The sequence below is a fragment of the Alteromonas sp. ABV4_150 genome (assembly GCF_056311745.1).
This window is the reverse complement of record NZ_CM149971.1, coordinates 1381102-1401663: the sequence shown is the minus strand read 5'-3', so window position 1 is coordinate 1401663 and position 20562 is coordinate 1381102. Positions and strand designations below refer to the sequence as shown.

The window sequence follows — 20562 nt, the reverse complement described above, 5'->3', positions numbered from 1 at the left end:
CCAATCGAATATAACGTCGTTTTAATTTTTTAAAGTTTGGACTTCATATTTAAAGCGTCAAGGATACGGCTGTGAATGCCTTCGAAACCGCCGTTACTCATTACAAGAATATGATCGCCCGGTTGTGCTACGTTGCAAACACTTTGAACGATCTTCTCTACATCTCTAAAACAGTGGGTAGGCGCATTGCTGTGCGCTACCGAATCAACTAAAGACCAGTCCATGCCTTCAGGTTCGTAAAGGTAAACTTCATCGGCTTTTTGCCATGAATTAGCCAGTGTATCTTTATGCACGCCCATTTTCATGGTGTTCGAGCGCGGCTCTAGCACGGCTAATATACGTGCATTACCTACTTTTTTACGCAGTCCATCAAGTGTAGTCGCTATAGCGGTAGGGTGGTGCGCAAAGTCATCGTAAAGCGTGACTCCGTCGACTTCGCCCTTAACTTCCATGCGGCGTTTAACATTCTTAAAAAAGGATAAGGCTTCTATGGCATCAGGTAAGGTAATGCCCGCATGATGTGCTGCAGCTATGGCCATTAGTGCGTTGTCTACATTGTGCTGACCAACCAGCGCCCACGTTACGGTTCCGGCTACAACGCCGTTATGTAGAACGTTAAATTCACTACCGTCTTTCTTTAGCAGCTCAGCATGCCATTCTTTGCCTAACGATTGACGAGAAGACCAGCAGCCTTTCCTAAGCATATCTTCTATCGCAGGTGTACTGTCTGGTGTAAGAATAAGTCCATTTTCAGGCACCATGCGAACCAAATGGTGAAACTGAGTTTGGATAGCAGCAAGGTCAGCAAAAATATCTGCATGGTCAAACTCAAGGTTGTTAATAACCAAGGTTTTCGGGCGATAGTGCACGAATTTCGAACGTTTATCGAAAAATGCGCTGTCGTATTCGTCGGCTTCTATGACAAAAAAGGGGCTTTCACCTACGCGAGCTGAAACACCAAAGTTCTCTGGGACGCCGCCAATTAAATAACCAGGATTAAGACCAGCGTGTTCAAGAATCCACGCCACCATACTGCTGGTTGTTGTTTTACCGTGGGTACCAGATAGACCAATCACCCAACGATCTTTGAGTAAGTTGTCGAGTAGCCATTGCGGGCCGCTGGTATAAGGTAAATTGCGGTTTAGCACATACTCCACAGCCGGGTTGCCGCGCGACATGGCGTTACCAATTACTACCATATCGGGTGCTGGATCAAATTGGCTTTCGCAATAGCCTTGTGTAAGCTCGATGCCAAGCGCTTCAAGCTGAGTGCTCATAGGAGGATAAACATTTTTATCTGAGCCTGTAACCTTGTGGCCTAGTGATTTGGCAATGGCGGCAATGCCACCCATAAAACTTCCACAAATGCCTAAAATATGTACATGCATAGCGCATTCTCGGTGATTTATCATGTTATTGGGGTACTGTATCAGAACCCTACGACCTATAGATAATTCAATTTTTACCAAAGCAGTGCAGCTGACAGCCTTTATGTACCTTAAACATTCAGGTGTTTAAAGTATGTAAACTGGTATGGTGTGTGTATGACTTTTGGTTAGTATGTTTCACTTAGCAAAGAACGCGGTTACAATCTAAACACAGGCTCAAAACCTGTGTGTACTTCAGATAAACGCCGGTAAGGAAAGCTGAGCGACTGCAAGTACAACACCCTACACATAAAAAAAGGCTTACATTCAATGAAACGTTTAAATTCCCAATTGCAACAAGACGGTGCACCGCTTGAGTTAATACTACTCATTCGTACACTGCTAGCGGGCTGTAAAGAAATTTCTTTCCGCGTGAGTCAAGGCGCACTTGCTGGCGTGCTCGGTTCAACCCTTTCAGAAAACGTTCAGGGCGAAACGCAGAAAAAGCTCGACGTTATCTCTAACCACATTTTAAAAGACACGCTAAGGGAATCTGGCTACGTTAAAGCCATCTCGTCTGAAGAAGAAGACGATGTAGTACCGTGCAATCCAGAAGGTAACTACCTAGTAAGCTTCGACCCGCTAGATGGCTCGTCAAATACCGAAATAAACAGCCTAATTGGTACTATTTTCTCTATTACTCATGCACCGCAGTGGATGAAGCCAGATGACCCATCTGCTTTTCTGCAGCCAGGCACACAAATGGTTGCTGCAGGCTATGTACTGTACGGCCCTTCTACTATGTTGGCGCTAACTACAGGTCGCGGTACGCACATCTATACCCTCGATAAAACTCACGGCGGCTTCCTACTTACTCACCCGAATATTAAGGTGCCTGAAGAAACCTCTGAGTTCTCTATTAACGCGTCGAACCAGCGTCATTGGGAACCGGCGATGCAAGCATATATTGCCGATTTGTTAGCGGGTAAAGAAGGCCCTCGCGGTAAAAACTTTAATATGCGTTGGGTTGCGGCAATGGTGGGAGATATCCACCGTTTACTATGTCGCGGCGGTATCTTTATGTACCCATTTGATAATCGAGACCCGTCTAAGCCAGGTAAATTGCGTTTGCTTTACGAAGCAAACCCAATGGCATTTTTGATGGAGCAGGCCGGTGGTAAAGCGGAAACGGGTAATGGCCGTATTCTAGAAGTTATGCCTGAAGAAATTCACCAGCGCGTACCTTGTATTATCGGCTCGAAAGACGAAGTTGAAATGTGCTTGAGCTACAACGACAAAGCGTAGTAGCGAAAAATGACCCGTCGGGGTCATTTTTTTATTAAAAAGCAGCAAAATTTAACGAAAAATAAAGAGATTAGTACGACATGGGTCGTAAAGCGTTTTTATTTTGCTGTTGTCACCGTATACTTACGGCCAAAATTTTTAATACATTACTGAAAGGACCTAAGAATGAGCTTGAGTGCTATTTCTGCTGGTAAAAATGTACCAGATGAAGTGAACGTAATCATTGAGATTCCAGCACACGCTGACCCAGTGAAGTACGAAGTAGATAAAGATACAGGTGCGCTTTTTGTTGACCGTTTCATGGCAACTTGCATGCACTACCCAACTAACTACGGTTACGTGAACAACACCCTGTCTGAAGACGGTGACCCAGTTGACGTTCTAGTGATGACGCCGTTCCCACTACTTGCAGGTTCTGTAATTAAGTGTCGTCCAGTTGGCGTACTAAACATGACAGACGAGTCTGGTAAAGACGCAAAAGTACTAGCGGTACCAGTAGATAAGCTTTCTACTATTTACCGTGACGTTAAAGAAATTGCAGACGTACCTCCGCTTCTTCTTAAGCAAATCGAGCACTTCTTCGAGCACTATAAAGATCTTGAAGAAGGCAAATGGGTGAAAATTGACGGTTGGGCAGACGCTGCAGCTGCAAAAGAAGAAATTACCGCAAGCATCGCGCGTTTCGAAGCAGAATAATTCACGCTGCTTTAAATTGATGATACAAAGGGCTGGTGTAATACCAGCCCTTTTTGTATGTGGTCTAAAAGTGAAGATTGAAAACAAAAAGCAAAAGCCTATTCAAAAAAGCGAACAAAATACTCAACGATAGAGAGCAGTATGATCCACCATAAATTATCCATGACCTCATTATTCGCTGTAGTAATGATGGTTGTAACCTTCAATGCTCTGGCAGATGAAGCTCCGGTAGAGGTATATTGGGAAGACCTAGTGCCTGAAGGCTTTAATGAACTTGCGCCACCATCAGTTCAACACAATGGTGAAATGAGTCAGCTTCAGCCTGATGCACCAGTAATCGATACCTTTGACGGTAAACGAGTCAAAATCCCTGGTTTTGTTGTGCCGCTAGAAGGTACCGCTGAGCTTACCACTGAGTTTTTACTTGTTCCGTATTTTGGCGCCTGTATTCACGTACCACCACCACCTTCTAATCAAATTGTGTACGTGAAATTTGAAGAAGGTGTGCGTATCGATAATATTTACGACGCAATTTGGGTAACAGGTGAACTGTCGACTGACGGTTGGAAAGGCGATATTGCGTCTGTAGGTTACCGTTTGAAAGGCGAAGCCGTAGAAGGGTTTTAAGCATAAAACGTTTAAAAAGGATATCAGGTGTTTACAGGTTTATCAGCGTTTCCCATTACCCCCTTTAAACAAGAAGCTATTGATTACAAAGCGTTTAAAGGGCTTGTTGATAATTTGGCTTCGGCGAATGTAGATTCAATTTGCGCGATAGGTTCTACTGGACTGTATCCTTATCTAACGCGAGAGGAAAAGTACGACGTAGCAAAGCTCGCCGTCGACCACGCAAATGGCATTCCTGTTATGGCAGGCGTTGGGGCGCTGAGAACCTATGACGTGCTAAAAAACGTTGAAGCTGTGCAGCAAGCAGGTATTAATGCTGTGCTGTTAGCACCAGTTTCCTATCAAGTGCTTAACGAAGATGAAGTGTTTGGCCTATATGAGGCAGTGAGTCACGAGGTATCTGTGCCTATCTGCGTTTACGAAAATCCTCGCGTGACTAATTTTACCTTCAGCGATGATTTATATCGTCGCCTAGGGCAGTTACCGAATATAGGGACGATTAAAATACCGGGTTCTCCGTTTGGCAAAAGTGCAACTGATGGTAGTACTAGTAACGGTGCTCGCCGATTAGCATCATTACGGGAGATAATGCCTGCACATATTGCTATAGGCGTGAGTGGTGATAGTTTTGGCGCAGCAGGAATGAGTGAAGGTTGTGACCTTTGGCTTTCTGTTATAGGGGGAATATTCCCGCGAACTGTAATGCGTATTATCGACGCCGCTCAGTCTGGTAATGCTGTCGATGCACAAGCCCAGTCACAAGCGTTAAGCGGAATATGGAGCATGTTTGCGCGCAATGGCGGCGGCCTTCGCGTGGTAGCAGCCGCAGCAGAAATCTTAGGCTATTGTGAAACGCCTAGCTTGCCTGCTCCATTCTTACCTATCGACAAAAACGAGTACGGCGAGCTAGAACAGATTATTGCGCAGCTGTCGTTAAGCTAGGCTCGCTTAGCCCTGAGTATAAATTTGTTCAGCGCGGTTAAACAGAAGCCACGACGTTAAAATGTACTTGTCGTTACTTTTTGGAATTTGGCCGCGGTGCGTGTGAGTAAAGTAGGCCGGCGCAATCACCATTCTGCCTGCTTTGGGCTTAACCGCACGGTTTTGATAATAAAATTCTGTTTCGCCGCCTTCGTCCACATCGTTTAAGTAGTACATAAACAGCAACACGCGGTGCAGTGCATTGTTATGTTGAAGCTGTGGATACACTTCTGAGTGCCAGTAAGGGTAACCGCCGTTGCCTGCGGTATAGCGCTGTGCATTAACATCGCCTACGCGGAATAGATAGTTAACTAGGTTGGCTAGATTTGGCTTACCCACTTCTTCAAAGTTTTCACCAGTTACCTTCACCGGTTCGCCAGTTTTGGGGTGACGTACGGTCAAGCCAATAGGCCCAACAAGCGCAAAATAGTACTTTTCAATGTAGGAGACCAGTTGCTTTCCGGTATGCTGCATCACTTGCTGGAATAAATCTTTAAATTCCGGGCTTCGGCTTATCGACACATCCATGCTGCGCTTTTTATCTAAATCTACACCACCACCAGTGCGACCTTGGCTAAGATTAGGACTGTTTTCAAAGCGCGCCATAAGTTGTTTGCACAGCTCTGGTGGTAACACATCATCAATAACTTCAATTAAATCGCTCATGGGTACCTCGTACTGCGCTTTATTACTTAGTGGGTAGTTCTTTAAAGTGTGACTGTAGCTCCGACTTCACATCATCTGGAATTGGCGCAGAACGCTGTGTTTTATAGTCAAAATGCACCATGGTGGTCACGCCAGTTGAGCATAGATTGCCGTCTTGCCAAAGCTCCTGAAACACATCGAATGCACTGTTTCCCAATCGGCTAATATAGGTTTTCACCGTCACCGGTTTGCCGTAAAAAATTTGCGCTAAAAAATCGACCTTATAGCTGGCTAAAATAAGCGGCCAGTTTTGTAAGTCTAGCTCAGGGGTAAACATTCTGAAAATGGGCTCTCGGGCCGCTTCAAACCACGCAACCAGTGCCGTATTACTAACATGCTGTAAGGCATCGGTTTCGCAAAAACGCACGTCAAAAGAAGTGATAAGTGGTGCTGTATTACTCATAATTTTTTGTAGGCATTGTTATAAGTTTAATTCCTACTCTAGCATTATGGGCAAGGGTTTTCAGTAAGCCATTGTGTAAGCGATTGTGTTTAAGGTAAATCGTTGTGTTTTGATTAGCTTACAGGGGGTGTGCCGTTAGGTTCTTTTGCATTACAATCCGCTTCTAACTTTTTGAGCGAACATACTATGACTGCGATTGGGATTGACTACGGTACATCAAATTCTGAGGTTGTGTATTTTGATGGAACGGCCCATCAGCACATCAAACTTGACCCGCTAGATAAGAAGGGCAATAAGATTCGCTCTTCGGTATTTATCTATTTCGAAGATGAACTACCACCGCCGCCAGACGCTATGGTTGAAGCGAAAGTTGCGCAGTTGCAGCGAGTGATCAGCGAACAAATAGACAAAGCCAAAGACGGCTATTATTCGGCAAAAGACCCGAAAGAGCAGGCAATGTATAGCAGCCGAATCGACTCGCTTCGTGGTGACCTTCATAACAAGCCATCCCTTCAACGCAAAGCGATTCAGCAGTTAATGCACGCTATGTCGCTAGACGAGATTCCTTTGCTGCGTTTAGTAGAGCACGGCAAGTTTGCATTTGGTGAAGAAGGGTTTAGACGCTTTCTTAAAATGCCGGACAAAGGCCGACTTATTTATTCACCAAAGAACTTTTTAGGCGCATCGCTAGATGGCGACCAAAAACAGGCGTTCATCGGTATTATTGCCAAGCAGCTAGCTTACTTTAAACAGTGTGCCGAGCAGCAGCTAGGCAAGGTGGTAAACAATGCCGTTATCGGCAGACCCGTGAAATTTCACGGCACCCGTGGTGAAGAAGGGAACGCTCAGGCCATTCAAATTATGACCGAAGCTGCGACTAAAGCAGGGTTTTCTGGGGTTAATTTCCTAGATGAGCCTATAGCAGCGGCGTATAAAATTGAGCAAACATTACCAAAAGATACCACCACACTGATTGTAGATATTGGTGGGGGAACAACGGATATTTGCTGTATTAAGCTTTCGCAGGAACGTTCCAACCAGCTTGACCGTAAAGACGATGTGCTAGCGGTAACAGGCAGGCGTCTGGGCGGTATGGACTGTGATAAAAGCTTGGTTCTTAAAGGCATAGCCCCTGAAATGGGTATGGGCCTTAAGATGATGAACGGGCTTCCTGTTCCGCCTACCTATTTTTCTGATATGTGCGCGGTTGATAATATTCCAGCACTTACACGCTTTTTCTCTGATGACTATGGGTTAGACATTTCACAAACCATGTCAGTGATTAAAGAGCCGGCCCAGTTAGAACGTTTGCTTATTGTGCAAGAGAACAAATTGTCTGCCCGAGTAGTAAACTCAGCTCGATTAGCCAAAGAACTACTTTCGAGCAAGCAAAACATTACGCTGCCGCTGCACTATATTGAAGATGATTTTGACGTGGAGATTTCACAAGACTCGCTCAAAAAAGCATTAAAGCCTTGGCTTGATAAAGTGAAAGCGCTAGTGGTGGAATGCTTGGAAAATAGTAGTGAAAAACCAGAAGTGGTAATGATAACGGGTGGTATGAGTTTATCGCCTATTGTCGTTGATGCACTCTATGAAAAACTGCTTACGGGGCTGCCTCGATTAGAAAACGATGCATTCAACTCGGTGTGCGAAGGATTAGCTATTCAAGCGGCTAAGCACGCGTAACATCGTTTACAAATAAACACTAAGCCTTAGCGTAGTAACGCCTACTACGCTAAGGCTTTTTTGATCAGTGCTTAAGAATATTGTGTTCTTTCAAATAAACTGCGATGGCTTCTGGCGACTCGAAAGCATTTAACAGCATTTCTTGTGCGCGCGCTTTCACATCGTTATCTTCAGATGATGAAAGTAAGTGGTACCAAGTCTTAACTAAGGCTAGTGGTGGCGTTTGAGTCATTGGGTTTCGCTCCAGCAATTCTTACTGCAAAATTCACATAAATCATCGTAACGTATGATTTGCCAAAACAAACTCTGACCAGCGTAAAAAATGTGTAAATAAGCATCAACGCGCACTTTTTACAAATTGAAGTGTAAATTTCACAACAACTCGCAAGAAGAAATCGTGCACTTAATGCCTAAGAATTTACATCATAACTGGCTCAAGCTTGTGTGAGCATGGGTTTCAGAAAACGACCTGTATGTGAAACTTCTTGTTGTGCCACATGCTCAGGTGTTCCTTCTGCAATAATCTGGCCACCTCCAGATCCTCCTTCAGGTCCAAGGTCCACAATCCAATCCGCGGTTTTGATTACATCCAGGTTATGCTCAATAACCACAACGGTATTACCGTGATCGCGTAGTCTATGAAGGACGGCTAATAACTGTTTAATATCGTGGAAGTGCAAACCGGTGGTTGGCTCATCCAGAATATAAAGTGTCTGCCCAGTGTCTCTTTTTGACAACTCTTTCGCCAATTTCACACGCTGTGCTTCACCACCTGATAACGTAGTGGCTGCTTGGCCTAGTCGAATATACGACAAGCCAACGTCCATGAGGGTCTGCAATTTACGTGAAATAGCCGGTATAGCGTCGAAGAACTGACGGGCATCTTCCACCGTCATTTCTAATACTTCGTGGATGTTCTTATCTTTGTATTTTATCTCTAGGGTTTCACGGTTATAGCGTTTGCCCTGACATACATCACAAGGCACGTACACGTCTGGCAAAAAGTGCATTTCTACTTTAATTACGCCGTCACCCTGACATGCCTCACAGCGCCCGCCTTTCACGTTAAAGCTGAAGCGGCCAGGTTTGTAACCTCGTGAACGTGACTCTTGCGTGCCGGCGAACATTTCACGAATAGGAGTGAAAATACCCGCATAAGTTGCTGGGTTAGAACGCGGGGTTCTACCGATAGGGCTTTGGTCAATATCTACTACTTTGTCGAGTTGGTCTAACCCTGTCATCGACTTATGCGGCGCAGGTTCAGACGTGGTCGCCTTGTTCAGCTCGCGCTGCGCAATTTTGTAGAAAGTGTCGTTAATCAGCGTTGATTTACCCGAGCCAGACACCCCCGTCACGCAGGTCATCACACCGGTAGGTATACGTAAATCAACGGATTGCAAATTGTTGCCGGTAGCGCCTAAAAGCTCTAACCATTTATCGTCTTTAACTGGCGTACGGTTAGCAGGTATCTCTATTTTTTCCTTACCAGATAGGTATTTTCCGGTAAGTGAGTCTTCACTGTTTTTAATGTCTTCCAGCGAACCTTCGGCAATAATTTCACCACCGTGTACACCAGCACCCGGGCCAATATCCACAATGTAATCGGCTTCGCGTATGGCATCTTCGTCGTGCTCAACAACTAATACCGTATTACCAAGATCGCGCAAGCGTGTAAGTGTGCCAAGCAACCTTTCATTGTCACGTTGATGAAGACCGATGGACGGTTCATCGAGTACGTACATTACGCCAACAAGACCTGCGCCAATTTGACTTGCTAATCGAATACGCTGGGCTTCACCACCGGATAGGGTGTCGGCGCTGCGTGACATAGAAAGATAGTTAAGGCCCACATTCACTAAAAAGCTTAAGCGGTCCATAATTTCTTTTAAAATCTTTTCAGCTATTTGCGCTCGCTGGCCTTCTAGATTAAGTGACTCAAAGAAGCCAAACGCATCTGCAATCGACATTTCTGCAATAGCAGGTAAGTTAGTATCTTGAATAAATACGTTACGCGCTTCAACCCGCAAACGGGTGCCGTTACAGCTACTGCAATGCTGTTGGCTTAAATATTTTGCTAGCTCTTCACGAACTGAGTTCGACTCGGTTTCACGATAGCGGCGCTCCATATTAGGAATAATGCCCTCAAATGGATGTTTGCGTTCCATAACATCGCCGCGCTCATTAATATATTTGAAAGACAGCGATTTCCCTTTGGACCCGTAGAGCACGATGTCTTTGTGTTTGTCATCGAGTTCTTCAAACGGCACAGTAAGACTAAATTTGTAATGTTCTGCTACTGCCTGCAACATCTGGAAATAGTAGTAGCTGCGCTTGTCCCAACCGCGAATCGCTCCGCCAGACAGGCTCAATTCGGTATTGCCGACTACGCGTGCAGGATCAAAAAACTGTCTTGTACCTAGCCCGTCACAAGTTGGGCAGGCACCGGCTGGGTTGTTAAATGAAAACAGGCGTGGTTCAAGTTCACTAATGCTGTAGCCACAGTGAGGACAAGCAAAGTTGGCTGAAAACACGATTTCTTCCGCGTCTTTATCGTCCATATCAGCGACAACAGCGTTACCACCAGCTAGGCTCAGCGCTGTCTCAAATGATTCTGATAAACGCAGTGCCATATCGTCACGCACTTTAAAGCGGTCCACCACAACTTCAATGGTGTGCTTCTTATGCAAATCCAGTGGCGGTGGATCGGACAAGTCACAAACCTCGCCGTCGATACGAGCGCGGATAAAGCCCTGAGCAGAGAGATTTTGCAGCGTCTTAACGTGCTCGCCTTTACGGTCTTTAACAATAGGCGCTAGCAGCATTAACTTACTGCCTTCCGGCATCGCTAATACTTTGTCGACCATTTGACTAACCGTTTGCGCATCTAGCGGCACATCGTGCTCCGGGCAACGGGGTGTGCCAACGCGTGCAAACATCAAACGTAAGTAGTCGTAAATCTCAGTGATAGTACCCACGGTGGAACGTGGGTTATGCGACGTCGATTTTTGTTCAATGGATATTGCAGGTGATAAACCCTCAATATGATCAACATCGGGTTTTTCCATCATGGAAAGAAACTGACGCGCGTAGGCGGACAAAGACTCTACGTAACGACGTTGACCTTCCGCATAAAGCGTGTCGAATGCAAGAGACGATTTACCCGAGCCAGAAAGGCCGGTTATCACCACCAGTTTGTCTCGTGGCAGTGTTAAATCGATGTTTTTCAAGTTGTGGGTGCGAGCACCGCGAATTTCGATTTTATCCATTGAAGCCTAAATGAGAGAAAAAGAATCAGTATGCCATAGGTGTCAAGTAAAGTGATATGACATTCAAGTTATACTGTAAGCGGAGCAAGCAGATCACCTCACGGTCATAAGCTTACGATTAGTTCTCGCTTAACGACATTGCAAAGTGGCGATTTTATCCCCACTTTTAAACCCCTATTAAGGCAAAAAGGTAAATCAACCTCGCGAGTTGAAGAAAATGCCAATTGTATTAACCGAATTTAAGGTAAGTGGGCATAAATGCAATTTATGCTACACTTCGCGACCTTATTCTTGATGCTGCAGAAACAAGTGTTCTCTGCGCGCTTTTATGTTTTTTTGATTTTATTTATTGAGGGAAACAGACGCTTTGAACGCTTTGGAATTACGCGCCGCGCTTGCACTCGCCTCCGTTTACGTATTACGCATGATGGGGTTGTTCATGGTTATGCCTGTATTGGCTGTGGCCGCGATGGACTACCCGGATTACTCACCGCTATTGGTGGGGCTTGCCGTGGGTGGATATGGCCTAACCCAGGCTGCGCTGCAAATTCCTATGGGCATGATGTCTGACAAATGGGGGCGTAAACCCGTTATTTTGCTGGGGCTTGCTGTATTTGCTTTAGGAAGCTTTGTGGCAGCCAATGCTGACAGCATGGCTATGATGATTGTTGGGCGTATTCTTCAAGGCGCTGGGGCTATTGCAGGTGCGATAATGGCGCTTGCTACCGATGTCAGCCGGGAAAGTCAGCGTGCTAAGGTGTTAGCTATTATAGGTATAGCCATTGGGTTTTCTTTCTATTTAGCCGTTATTTTAGGGCCTCTTATTGCAAACAGCTACGGACTTGCCGGTGTGTTTGGTATTACTGGTATTCTGGCCATTCTTTGCATGCCGCTGGTTAAATGGGTAGTCCCAAATGGTGTGCAGCTTAGCAGCGGCGATACACTTCCACAAAAAGACCAGCTAAAGCGCTTAGTCTTCTCTTCTCAGTTATGGCGTTTAAATATCAGCGTAATGATTCTACACATGATGATAACGCTGTTGTTTGTTCAACTGCCCGTTACGCTACTGAATTTTGATATGACGTTAGAAAGCCACTGGACAGTTTACTTACCCGTGCTTGGAGCGTCGATTGTTGGTCTAATTATAATGATGGGAGCAGCAAGAGGCCGCACGCCAAAATCACTTCTTGTAATCGGTGTAGTGCTGATGGGCGGCGCTTTTTTAGCGCTTAGCTTAGAAGACCAAAGCTGGTGGTGGGTTACCGCAGCTGTAGTTCTGTTCTTCACTGGCTTTAATTATTTAGAAGCGAATTTCCCTGCTTTGGTGTCGAGCATTGCACCTGCGGGGCAAAAAGGGACGGCTATGGGGCTTTACGCCAGTTTTCAGTTTTTCGGTGCGTTTCTAGGCGGTGTGATTTCAGGTTTAGTGACTGACATATGGTCACAAGAATTTGCTTACGGAATTGGTGCGGCTAGTACTTTGCTATGGCTCTTCATTATTTATGGCGTGAAGGAAGTGAGCCGGGTAAAGCGTGTGATGATGAACGCAGAGTTTGATAATTCAAAAGCCTCCACAATCGAGTCAGAATTAATGTTAGTGCCAGGTGTGCTGGAAGTAACACTAAACGGTCAAAATAATGCAGTTTATCTTAAGGTAGACCGTGAATTTGACGCAGTAAAAGCGCGAGACGTGCTGTCGGTATAGAGATGCCATTACGTTACATACCAAGATAGGTTAACACCATAGTAATTTTGAAAGGAAGGGAGCACCATGATCGACCTAAGCAGCTATAAAGCCATTATTTTTGACATGGATGGCACCCTGGTTGATTCAATGGGCGCGCATATCGATGCCTGGCAGCTGACTTGCGATGCGTTTGGCTATCCTTTCGACCGAGACTATCAACATAGTCTCGGTGGAGTTCCTACCTTCGAAACCGTGCATCTTATGAATGCCAAGTATGGTAAAAGTCATGAACCAGCAGAGGTCGCCTTATATAAAAAACAGGCCTTTGAAGGACTAGATCATGTGCCAAAACTTATCCAAGATACCCTTGATGTGTTTAATCACTATAAGGGAAGCATGCCCATTGCTGTGGGTACGGGCTCAGATAGGCAGCACGCGAAATGGGTGCTAAATGAGCATGGGTTATTAGAGCAATTATCAGCGCTGGTTACCTCTGATGACGTAACTAAAGGTAAACCTCACCCTGAAACCTTTGTGCGTGCGGCAGAGTTGATGGGTGTAGCACCACAGCATTGTGTGGTGTTTGAAGATACCGACATGGGTAGAAAAGCGGCCCTTGACGGCGGCATGGCTTGCTTTATGGTCGATAACTCGCGGCTTATCTACTAAAGCATTGTGATTACCGCAATATATTAGACTGCCTCTAGTTCACTTAACGCGTCGCCACAGTTATGTAAAAGTGACGATTTTATACGTTTGGTGGCATCTTCAATGGCAGTTTTCATCGCATCAATGGCGATTTGGTTGCTCTGCTCCTCACCCGTGTTGACGTTCATGCTTCTGCCTTTAAAAACAGTAACGGGTGAATACTTCTCTGCGTAAGCAGGCTTGAATTTGACGTTAAGCACTACAGTGGCAACTATGTTAGTTCCCAAGCTTTTGACAAAAGCGCGATTAAGCACGACTTTCACACTATTACTCGCCTCAATATCAGGACTCACGTTCATTTCCTCTAAGCTTTGCTGTAGCAGCGCATAAAGTGCGTCTTCGGTTACGTTACTGCTCCCCACTAATAAGTCTTTGCTAGCTCGAGAATCAATAAGCTCCGCTAAGTTTACCGGGCAAGCCTTCGCTTTAGACATTGTCAGTCGATAATCGGCCTTTTGTGACTCGGGTATTAACGAAGAGTCGAATTCAGGTGGCGTTGACTCACAAGCAACAAGCAAAGGTAGAGCGCAGAAGGCAAAAAATATTTTTGCTGATTGCCTAACATGGAGAGAGAAAAACATTTTATTTTTCATTCTTTTAATTTTTTCTTATATATAGATTATGTCAATAATATAGACTCAAGTATAAGAAAGTTTGTAGTGCGAAGGAACTTAACAACTGTTGCAAACTGTTACAGCTGGTTTAGCATATCAAAGCATAAAGTTTGTGCAGTGATGAGACTTTCAAGCATTCGTAAGTTAAATATAAACTTCCCTTTTACAAATCAACACGGACAGTTCCTAAATGATAACCTTTAAAAACGCAGTAATTAGTGTAATTGTGACTGTTTCACTATTAGGGTGTGCAATTAACGTATCTCCTTCAGCATTCTTCCATCAAGATACGCAACAACAACCTCTGGATACTACAAATCTGCACGCTGCTATTCAAAAAGATAAAACCTCAGCGGGCATCACCCGTGTTGAAGTCAAAAATGACCAAGGATTAACATTAAGAGGCGTTGCGGTTTCATACGCGGACCCTATCGTTAATATTGTTTTCTTCGCAGACAATCGTATGGCGCTAAGTGAAAATAACAGCATTATTCACAGGCTAGGTAAGCTGCCCGCTAATATTTTATGGCTCGATTATCAGGGGGTAGGGGCCAGTGATAAGGCAAAAAATTTGAGTATTAACGCTATAAAGCAAGACGCGTTAACCCAGTTTGATTACGTCGAAAATGCGTTTGATGCATCACTTCCCACCATTGTACATGGCCGAGGTATAGGTAGTTATTTCGCAAGTTATGTTGCTGCCAATAGAAAGATTGATGCTCTGGTTTTAGACGGGGCTTTTAATAATATTTCTGACCTTATCGCCAACATGGTACCAGGCTTTTCTAATTCATTTACCAGCATGAAGCTTCACGACGAGGTTCATAGTATGCAAATCGCACCTATTTTGCGTCACTATGATGGTCCTCTTTGGCTACTTGTGGGAGAGGAAGATTCGATAACCCCTTATCCAATCAGTCAACAATTACTAGAAGATGCATCAAGTAGCGAAAAATATATTTCGGTTATACCCGGGGCTACGCACAATGCAACGCTTAAAAGTGACTATGCCATTGAACAGTACAAACAATTTTTAGCGAGATTTACTCAATAAGCGAGTTTTATTGGCTGTGGATAAATAGTGGAAAACCTTGTTGGTAAGTCTGTTAATAGCCATATATACCGGCAGATCACGATCTTATTGTAACGTTCTGGTCGGATCACGAAATATCAGTTAAATCAAGCGTTGTAGAGCACTCCATGCTGATCTTAATGTTTTTTGATCGTAAATATGCGCAAGATCAGGCAGTTTTTCGAATTGGGGATAAAAGTCTAGGGTGAAACGATCAGTCGGGTATTTTTGTCAATAGTATCGCGTAATAAAATTTTTAGAATACAGTTGCACGGTAATGCATCAAATTGCGATTAATCACTCATCAAACTGGCTTACTACTGATTAAATAAAATACCCGCCAACAGGCGGGTATTTTTTACTTTTAATTTTCGTAAACTATTATCTATGTACATTGGTACTAGATAAGCGAAGACTACACTCTTACTACTGAATCGCGTTTTACTACCGTAGGAGTATATTTAAAGGTCAAGCCATCTTCTGGTGTACTTCCCGACGCGTATTTCAATGCAAGTTCAGCGGCCTTTGCCGCCATCATTTCTACAGGGTAACGCAGAGTGGTTAATTTAGGGCGACAGTACTTCGCAAGCAGCACATCATCATACCCCATAACAGATACTTGCTCAGGTACGGAAATACCGTGGTCCTGCAGCATAGTCATCGCCCCAGATGCCATAGCATCATTATAGGCTAAGACAGCGGTAAATTTAGCGCCAGTGGCTAGCAGGTTTTGCATAGCTAGCTCACCACCTTCCTGATCCGGTGTGGAATACTCAATCATGCTCTCGGGTAAGCTTAGTTGTGCTGTGTCTATAGCGTTCCTTATCCCTTCAAGGCGCTGATTAGGGTCGTCAATACGATACTGACTACTAATTACCGCTACATGCTCATGTCCCTGATTAATAGCATATTCGGCCATAAGGCGGCCGCCGGTCACGTTATCTAGCCATACGCAACGATTCGCTATTTCAGGTATGTAACGGTTGATTAAAACAAAGCCCGGAATTTGGTTAGCAAAGCCAATCAATGTTTCATCATCAAGGGCTTTGCTGTGAACAACCATGGCTTCAACACGGTGTTCCAACAGAGTTTCGATGGCGCGAAGTTCTGTCTCTTTTTCAATCGACCCTGCACTTAGAAGTATTTGAACGTTATTTTTGCGAGTAATCGATTCAACGCCATGCGCCAACATAGCGAAAAATGGGTCGTGGAGTTCGGCAATAACCACTCCCAATGAGGCACTGCGTTTGGTTACAAGGGCCCGTGCGTTTGCGTTGGGACGGTATCCCATTTCTTCCATGATTTTTTTAACGCGCTGTCGAGTATCGTTGCCTACTTTTGGGCCGTTATTAATAACCCTAGATACTGTGGCTAACGAAACGCCAGCGGCTTGGGCTATATCTTTTATTGTTGCCATTTTCTCTTTAACTTTGTTTTTTTAATGCATTGAAGACCTCGGGGTCCGACTGCTATAGCGTACATTATATTTACATAAAAAGGTAAAATTCTCTCTGTTCTAGGTACAACGGTATAACTTAAGCAACAGGCAAAAGTATCGACTACGTTTACCATATATAGTTCTTGGCCAAACCACTGTCAAAAGTAATGGAAAACGTATAACCTTTTATCTTTTTTAAGTGCTCTATTGTTACTAAACCATACGAGCGATAGCGTTAAATTGCCCGAGCCTATTTAATCGAGCATCCAAGAAGGTAAAAAAATTGTTATGAAAATAAATGTATCTACATTTGGTGAAGTAGACGGCGAAATCGTTAACGCTTTTACTTTAAGTAATGACAGCGGTATGTCAGTTACCTTGCTCAACTACGGCGGAATTATCAAAGAACTTTATTTTCCAAATGCAAAGGGCGAATTGATAAACTGTGTCCAAGATTTTGATACGTTGCAGGGCTATATTGATGACCCTAGCTACCGCGGTGCAATTGTAGGGCGCTACGCTAATAGAATAGGGCATGGCACATTTACTTTAAACGGCCAACAGTACACGTTAGATAAAAATGGTGGAGAGCATAATCTGCACGGGGGCTATGCCGGCTTTCACAAAAAGTTATGGCAAGCTAGCACCCAAGAATTCACCGACAGCGCCAGTGTAACATTCACGTTGTCTAGCCCAGACGGGGAGGGTGGCTTCCCTGGAAATATTAATGTCGAGGCCTGCTATACGCTTAATCAGTTCAACGAGTTGTCCCTTGTCATCAAAGCAACAACAGATAAAGAAACACCCCTAAGTTTCACCCAACATGCCTATTTTACACTAAGCAACCATGAGAAGGTGGGTAGTACACTGCTGTATATCAATGCAGAAAAGGTGACAGATGCAGATAGTACGCTGTTACCAACTGGTGCTTTGGTTGATGTTGCTGATACACCTTTTGATTTCACTTCATTTACTAAAATAGAAGAAAGGGCTGAACAAGATAAGTCACATCCGTTGTTTGACAAAGTAGGTGGCTACGATCACAACTATGTGCTTCAAGCGGCTATAGAGAATGACCCACAAGCTACGGTTAAAGCAACTGATACAGGCATTACGATGGAACTATACACTAGTCTTCCCGGACTGCAGTTTTATACGGGGAGCCTGCAAAAAGATGAGCAACTAGGTGCTCTGTGTTTAGAGCCCCAATACTTCCCTGATTCACCTAATAAACCTTCGTTTCCAAATTGTTTTGTAAAGCCGGGTGAAACTTATGAAGAAACAATTCGATATAAGTTCAGCGCTGAGTAAATTCTCTGAGCGGCTAAAAGAAAATTAATTGTTATTAATTTAACAATTAATTTTCTTTATTAGTTAATTGATAAACAACATAGCTTGCTATATCATTACAGGGTAAACGTTTAACCATCGCGTGTTATGTAAAAGCGTTATGCTAAAGCTTAACCGGTCTATTCAGAGAGAGTGATTATGGGAACCCCTTTCGACCCAACCAATGATCCGCATCGCCGTTATAACCCGTTGTTGGGCGAGTGGGTGCTAGTATCGCCACACCGAGCCAAGCGTCCTTGGCAGGGGGCTTCTGAAGAACCGAATAACGAACAAAAGCCATCTTACGATCCTACTTGTTATCTGTGCCCGTCTAACACGCGTGTGAACGGCGAGGTTAATCCAGACTACAAAGGCACATTCGTTTTTCAAAACGATTTCGCTGCGCTCAAGCAAGACACTGAGCAAGCGAGTGAGAAAAAAGGTCTGTTCCAATTTGAAACAGAGCAAGGCTGTAGTCGCGTTATTTGTTTCTCACCTGATCACAGTAAAACACTTCCTGAGCTTACTGACGAAGAACGGGTAGATGTGGTTAACACGTGGAAAGAACAAACCGCTGAGCTGGGTGAAAGCTATCGTTGGGTACAGGTTTTTGAAAACAAAGGCTCAATGATGGGGTGTTCTAACCCTCACCCACATGGTCAGGTATGGGCGCAGCAGCACATTCCCACAGACCCAGCAAAAAAATTAGTACAGTTAAAGCAGTACTTTGGTGAAAACAACGCACCTATGCTGTTAGATTACGCTGAGCAAGAAGTTATTAAGCAAGAGCGCGTTGTATGCCAAAACGATGATTGGGTGGTTGTGGTTCCATATTGGGCTGCATGGCCATTTGAAACGTTATTACTGCCGCGTTTTGATGTTCAATCTTTGCATAAGCTATCTGATTCGCAATCGCTTTCACTTGCTAAAATCATTGGTGAGATAACGGCGAAATACGACAATTTATTTGAGACGTCTTTTCCATATTCAATGGGTTGGCACAGTGCACCATTTGATAATGAAGACCACCCTGAGTGGACGCTCCATGCTCATTTCTTCCCGCCACTATTGCGCTCAGCGAGTGTTCGTAAGTTTATGGTTGGATATGAAATGATGGCCGAAGCACAACGAGATTTGACCCCTGAACAGGCGGCAGACAGATTAAAAGCACTGCCTACGGTGCACTACAAGCAACGTGAGAATACTAATGGATAACCAAGTACTTTCTTCTAAATTTGAAGCGCATTACGGCAACGAGCCAACGCTGATAGCACATGCCCCTGGCCGAGTGAACATCATTGGTGAACACACCGATTATAACGAAGGGTTCGTCTTTCCGGCTGCAATCAACTTTGGAACTTGGGTTGCGGCAACTAAGCGCGATGATAATGACATTTTGGTTACTGCTATGGACTATGAAGATCAGCAGAATCAGTTCTCATTGTCAGACATTAATTACGACGAGGAACAAGGTTGGGCAAACTATGTTCGCGGCGTAGTGAAAGTATTAAAAGAGGCTATGCCAGACTTTGGTGGAGCAAATTTGCTGGTAACAGGCAATGTTCCACAAGGTGCTGGTTTAAGCTCTTCTGCGTCTTTTGAAGTGGCAATTCTGAAAGCCTTGAGCGCATTGTATGAATTGCCTCTAGACGGTGTACAAGCCGCACTATTAGGTCAAAAAGCAGAAAACACTTTCGTAGGCTGTTCATGCGGAATCATGGATCAATTAATTTCAGCCATGGGCAACGAAGGTATGGCAATGCTGCTTGATTGCCAGTCATTAGCCATCGAACATTCACCGCTTCCAGATTCTCACCAAATAGTGATTATCAATTCGAATGTAAAACGTGGTTTGGTAGATAGCGAGTATAATTTGCGTCGTCAGCAGTGCGAGCAAGGTGCATCGCTACTGGGTGTTTCATCGTTGCGCGAAGCAACCATGGAGATGCTAGAAGAAGCCAAAGCGCACATGCCTGAAGTGGTTTATCGCCGAGCAAAACATATTATTACTGAAAACGCGCGTACTTTAGCAGCAAGCCAGGCTTTAAAGTCTGGTGATATTGAGACGGTAAGTGAAGCTATGGCGCAGTCTCACGTTTCTATGCGCGACGATTTCGAAATTACAGTACGTCCAATTGATTTCTTGGTTGAAATTATCGGTGAAGTGCTTGGTAAATCTGGTGGCGTTCGTATGACGGGCGGTGGTTTTGGCGGTTGTGTTGTAGCGCTTGCCCCTACAGACCAAGTTGATGCTGTGAAGCAAGTAGTAGCAGACAAATACTTTGACGAAACTGGCTACCATGCAGATATCTACGTGTGCACTGCAACACAAGGTGCTTTCGCCTAGGAATACACCATTAGGAACAAAGGTTTTAAATACATATCGCTCCCTTTTCTAAACAATTCTACTCCCTAGAATTGTTTGTGTCCCTTAAGCCGCTTCCACAAGAAGCGGCTTTTTTTACAAAAGTGCACATTTCTTGTTAAAAAAAATCAACAAAGTGTGGTACTAATACTACCCGCAATAACACGATGCGTTTATCGGTGGTTTTCTGACCGGTGAACGGTTTATCGTAGAATGCGAAACGCGTTTTAATACGTGACACTGGTGTGGCAAAAACCAATAAAATAATAAAAACAATTTTTCACCTGTGTACCCTGCATAATAATCGCCG

Annotated in this window: 18 protein-coding genes; 11 read left to right on the top strand and 7 right to left on the bottom strand. The window is 44.4% G+C overall.

Annotated elements, in window-relative coordinates:
* Positions 1 to 29: 29 nt before the first annotated feature.
* Positions 30 to 1388 (bottom strand): UDP-N-acetylmuramate:L-alanyl-gamma-D-glutamyl-meso-diaminopimelate ligase, encoded by a 1359-nt coding sequence (gene mpl / locus ACYX4M_RS06065; RefSeq protein WP_476082291.1) that lies wholly within the window; start codon positions 1386 to 1388, stop codon positions 30 to 32.
* A gap of 309 nt (positions 1389 to 1697) precedes the next feature.
* Between mpl and ACYX4M_RS06060 the strand changes: the two genes are divergently transcribed.
* The 4 genes from ACYX4M_RS06060 to ACYX4M_RS06045 all read left to right on the top strand — a co-directional run bounded on the left by ACYX4M_RS06060 (position 1698) and on the right by ACYX4M_RS06045 (position 4937).
* On the top strand, positions 1698 to 2672 hold the full coding sequence (locus ACYX4M_RS06060; RefSeq protein WP_476082290.1) for a class 1 fructose-bisphosphatase: 975 nt from the start codon (positions 1698 to 1700) through the stop codon (positions 2670 to 2672).
* 165 nt (positions 2673 to 2837) lie between these two features.
* A complete protein-coding gene (ppa, locus tag ACYX4M_RS06055) occupies positions 2838 to 3368 on the top strand; it encodes an inorganic diphosphatase (RefSeq protein ID WP_014947861.1) in 531 nt (176 codons plus the stop codon).
* A 141-nt stretch (positions 3369 to 3509) separates the two neighbouring features.
* Positions 3510 to 3995 carry a DUF3299 domain-containing protein gene (locus ACYX4M_RS06050; RefSeq protein WP_474828504.1) on the top strand — a complete coding sequence of 162 codons (486 nt, stop codon included), beginning with the start codon at positions 3510 to 3512 and terminating at the stop codon, positions 3993 to 3995.
* Positions 3996 to 4022: 27 nt separating this feature from the next.
* Complete coding sequence (locus ACYX4M_RS06045; protein WP_476082289.1) at positions 4023 to 4937, top strand: dihydrodipicolinate synthase family protein; 915 nt, start codon at positions 4023 to 4025, stop codon at positions 4935 to 4937.
* Positions 4938 to 4943: 6 nt separating this feature from the next.
* Here the strand turns inward: ACYX4M_RS06045 and ACYX4M_RS06040 are convergent, their stop codons facing one another.
* Complete coding sequence (locus ACYX4M_RS06040; protein WP_476082288.1) at positions 4944 to 5642, bottom strand: 2OG-Fe(II) oxygenase family protein; 699 nt, start codon at positions 5640 to 5642, stop codon at positions 4944 to 4946.
* Positions 5643 to 5664: 22 nt separating this feature from the next.
* A complete protein-coding gene (locus ACYX4M_RS06035) occupies positions 5665 to 6084 on the bottom strand; it encodes an acyl-CoA thioesterase (protein WP_476082287.1) in 420 nt (139 codons plus the stop codon).
* Between the two features lie 186 nt (positions 6085 to 6270).
* Here ACYX4M_RS06035 and ACYX4M_RS06030 point away from each other — a divergent pair, with 186 nt between their 5' ends.
* Entirely contained in the window at positions 6271 to 7773 is a 1503-nt protein-coding gene (locus ACYX4M_RS06030) for an Hsp70 family protein (RefSeq protein WP_476082286.1), read from the top strand.
* A 64-nt stretch (positions 7774 to 7837) separates the two neighbouring features.
* Here the strand turns inward: ACYX4M_RS06030 and ACYX4M_RS06025 are convergent, their stop codons facing one another.
* Both ACYX4M_RS06025 and uvrA read right to left on the bottom strand, forming a co-directional pair.
* Complete coding sequence (locus tag ACYX4M_RS06025) at positions 7838 to 8005, bottom strand: hypothetical protein (RefSeq protein ID WP_025256952.1); 168 nt, start codon at positions 8003 to 8005, stop codon at positions 7838 to 7840.
* Positions 8006 to 8207: 202 nt separating this feature from the next.
* Complete coding sequence (gene uvrA / locus ACYX4M_RS06020; protein WP_476082285.1) at positions 8208 to 11039, bottom strand: excinuclease ABC subunit UvrA; 2832 nt, start codon at positions 11037 to 11039, stop codon at positions 8208 to 8210.
* Between the two features lie 367 nt (positions 11040 to 11406).
* Here uvrA and ACYX4M_RS06015 point away from each other — a divergent pair, with 367 nt between their 5' ends.
* Both ACYX4M_RS06015 and ACYX4M_RS06010 read left to right on the top strand, forming a co-directional pair.
* Positions 11407 to 12744, top strand: a complete 1338-nt coding sequence (locus ACYX4M_RS06015) for an MFS transporter (RefSeq protein WP_476082284.1) — start codon at positions 11407 to 11409, stop codon at positions 12742 to 12744.
* 66 nt (positions 12745 to 12810) lie between these two features.
* A complete protein-coding gene (locus ACYX4M_RS06010) occupies positions 12811 to 13395 on the top strand; it encodes an HAD family hydrolase (protein WP_476082283.1) in 585 nt (194 codons plus the stop codon).
* Between the two features lie 23 nt (positions 13396 to 13418).
* Here ACYX4M_RS06010 and ACYX4M_RS06005 read toward each other — a convergent pair whose 3' ends face one another.
* Positions 13419 to 14015 (bottom strand): hypothetical protein, encoded by a 597-nt coding sequence (locus tag ACYX4M_RS06005; RefSeq protein WP_476082282.1) that lies wholly within the window; start codon positions 14013 to 14015, stop codon positions 13419 to 13421.
* A gap of 223 nt (positions 14016 to 14238) precedes the next feature.
* Here ACYX4M_RS06005 and ACYX4M_RS06000 point away from each other — a divergent pair, with 223 nt between their 5' ends.
* Positions 14239 to 15102: an alpha/beta hydrolase family protein gene (locus ACYX4M_RS06000; RefSeq protein ID WP_476082281.1), complete on the top strand. Its 864-nt coding sequence runs from the start codon at positions 14239 to 14241 to the stop codon at positions 15100 to 15102.
* A 433-nt stretch (positions 15103 to 15535) separates the two neighbouring features.
* Here ACYX4M_RS06000 and ACYX4M_RS05995 read toward each other — a convergent pair whose 3' ends face one another.
* Positions 15536 to 16537: a LacI family DNA-binding transcriptional regulator gene (locus ACYX4M_RS05995; RefSeq protein WP_334058638.1), complete on the bottom strand. Its 1002-nt coding sequence runs from the start codon at positions 16535 to 16537 to the stop codon at positions 15536 to 15538.
* 309 nt (positions 16538 to 16846) lie between these two features.
* Here ACYX4M_RS05995 and ACYX4M_RS05990 point away from each other — a divergent pair, with 309 nt between their 5' ends.
* The 3 genes from ACYX4M_RS05990 (at position 16847) to galK (ending at position 20234) form a co-directional block, all read left to right on the top strand.
* Positions 16847 to 17869, top strand: coding sequence for an aldose epimerase family protein (locus ACYX4M_RS05990; RefSeq protein ID WP_476082280.1), 1023 nt, complete (start codon positions 16847 to 16849; stop codon positions 17867 to 17869).
* A 177-nt stretch (positions 17870 to 18046) separates the two neighbouring features.
* Positions 18047 to 19102: a UDP-glucose--hexose-1-phosphate uridylyltransferase gene (locus tag ACYX4M_RS05985; RefSeq protein WP_476082279.1), complete on the top strand. Its 1056-nt coding sequence runs from the start codon at positions 18047 to 18049 to the stop codon at positions 19100 to 19102.
* Positions 19095 to 20234 carry a galactokinase gene (galK, locus tag ACYX4M_RS05980; protein ID WP_476082278.1) on the top strand — a complete coding sequence of 380 codons (1140 nt, stop codon included), beginning with the start codon at positions 19095 to 19097 and terminating at the stop codon, positions 20232 to 20234. Before ACYX4M_RS05985 ends, galK begins: the two co-directional genes overlap by 8 nt.
* The last annotated feature ends 328 nt before the right edge of the window (positions 20235 to 20562 follow it).

What these genes read in the sequence shown, in the direction of transcription:
- ACYX4M_RS06050 (WP_474828504.1), top strand. Translation starts at nt 3,510, where the DNA reads ATGATCCACCATAAATTATCCATGACCTCATTATTCGCTGTAGTAATG.
- galK (WP_476082278.1), top strand. Translation starts at nt 19,095, where the DNA reads ATGGATAACCAAGTACTTTCTTCTAAATTTGAAGCGCATTACGGCAAC.
- ACYX4M_RS06030 (WP_476082286.1), top strand. Translation starts at nt 6,271, where the DNA reads ATGACTGCGATTGGGATTGACTACGGTACATCAAATTCTGAGGTTGTG.
- ACYX4M_RS06000 (WP_476082281.1), top strand. Translation starts at nt 14,239, where the DNA reads ATGATAACCTTTAAAAACGCAGTAATTAGTGTAATTGTGACTGTTTCA.
- ACYX4M_RS06005 (WP_476082282.1), bottom strand. Translation starts at nt 14,015, where the DNA reads ATGTTTTTCTCTCTCCATGTTAGGCAATCAGCAAAAATATTTTTTGCC.
- ACYX4M_RS06060 (WP_476082290.1), top strand. Translation starts at nt 1,698, where the DNA reads ATGAAACGTTTAAATTCCCAATTGCAACAAGACGGTGCACCGCTTGAG.
- ppa (WP_014947861.1), top strand. Translation starts at nt 2,838, where the DNA reads ATGAGCTTGAGTGCTATTTCTGCTGGTAAAAATGTACCAGATGAAGTG.
- ACYX4M_RS06025 (WP_025256952.1), bottom strand. Translation starts at nt 8,005, where the DNA reads ATGACTCAAACGCCACCACTAGCCTTAGTTAAGACTTGGTACCACTTA.
- uvrA (WP_476082285.1), bottom strand. Translation starts at nt 11,039, where the DNA reads ATGGATAAAATCGAAATTCGCGGTGCTCGCACCCACAACTTGAAAAAC.
- ACYX4M_RS05985 (WP_476082279.1), top strand. Translation starts at nt 18,047, where the DNA reads ATGGGAACCCCTTTCGACCCAACCAATGATCCGCATCGCCGTTATAAC.
- ACYX4M_RS05995 (WP_334058638.1), bottom strand. Translation starts at nt 16,537, where the DNA reads ATGGCAACAATAAAAGATATAGCCCAAGCCGCTGGCGTTTCGTTAGCC.
- mpl (WP_476082291.1), bottom strand. Translation starts at nt 1,388, where the DNA reads ATGCATGTACATATTTTAGGCATTTGTGGAAGTTTTATGGGTGGCATT.
- ACYX4M_RS06035 (WP_476082287.1), bottom strand. Translation starts at nt 6,084, where the DNA reads ATGAGTAATACAGCACCACTTATCACTTCTTTTGACGTGCGTTTTTGC.
- ACYX4M_RS06010 (WP_476082283.1), top strand. Translation starts at nt 12,811, where the DNA reads ATGATCGACCTAAGCAGCTATAAAGCCATTATTTTTGACATGGATGGC.
- ACYX4M_RS05990 (WP_476082280.1), top strand. Translation starts at nt 16,847, where the DNA reads ATGAAAATAAATGTATCTACATTTGGTGAAGTAGACGGCGAAATCGTT.
- ACYX4M_RS06040 (WP_476082288.1), bottom strand. Translation starts at nt 5,642, where the DNA reads ATGAGCGATTTAATTGAAGTTATTGATGATGTGTTACCACCAGAGCTG.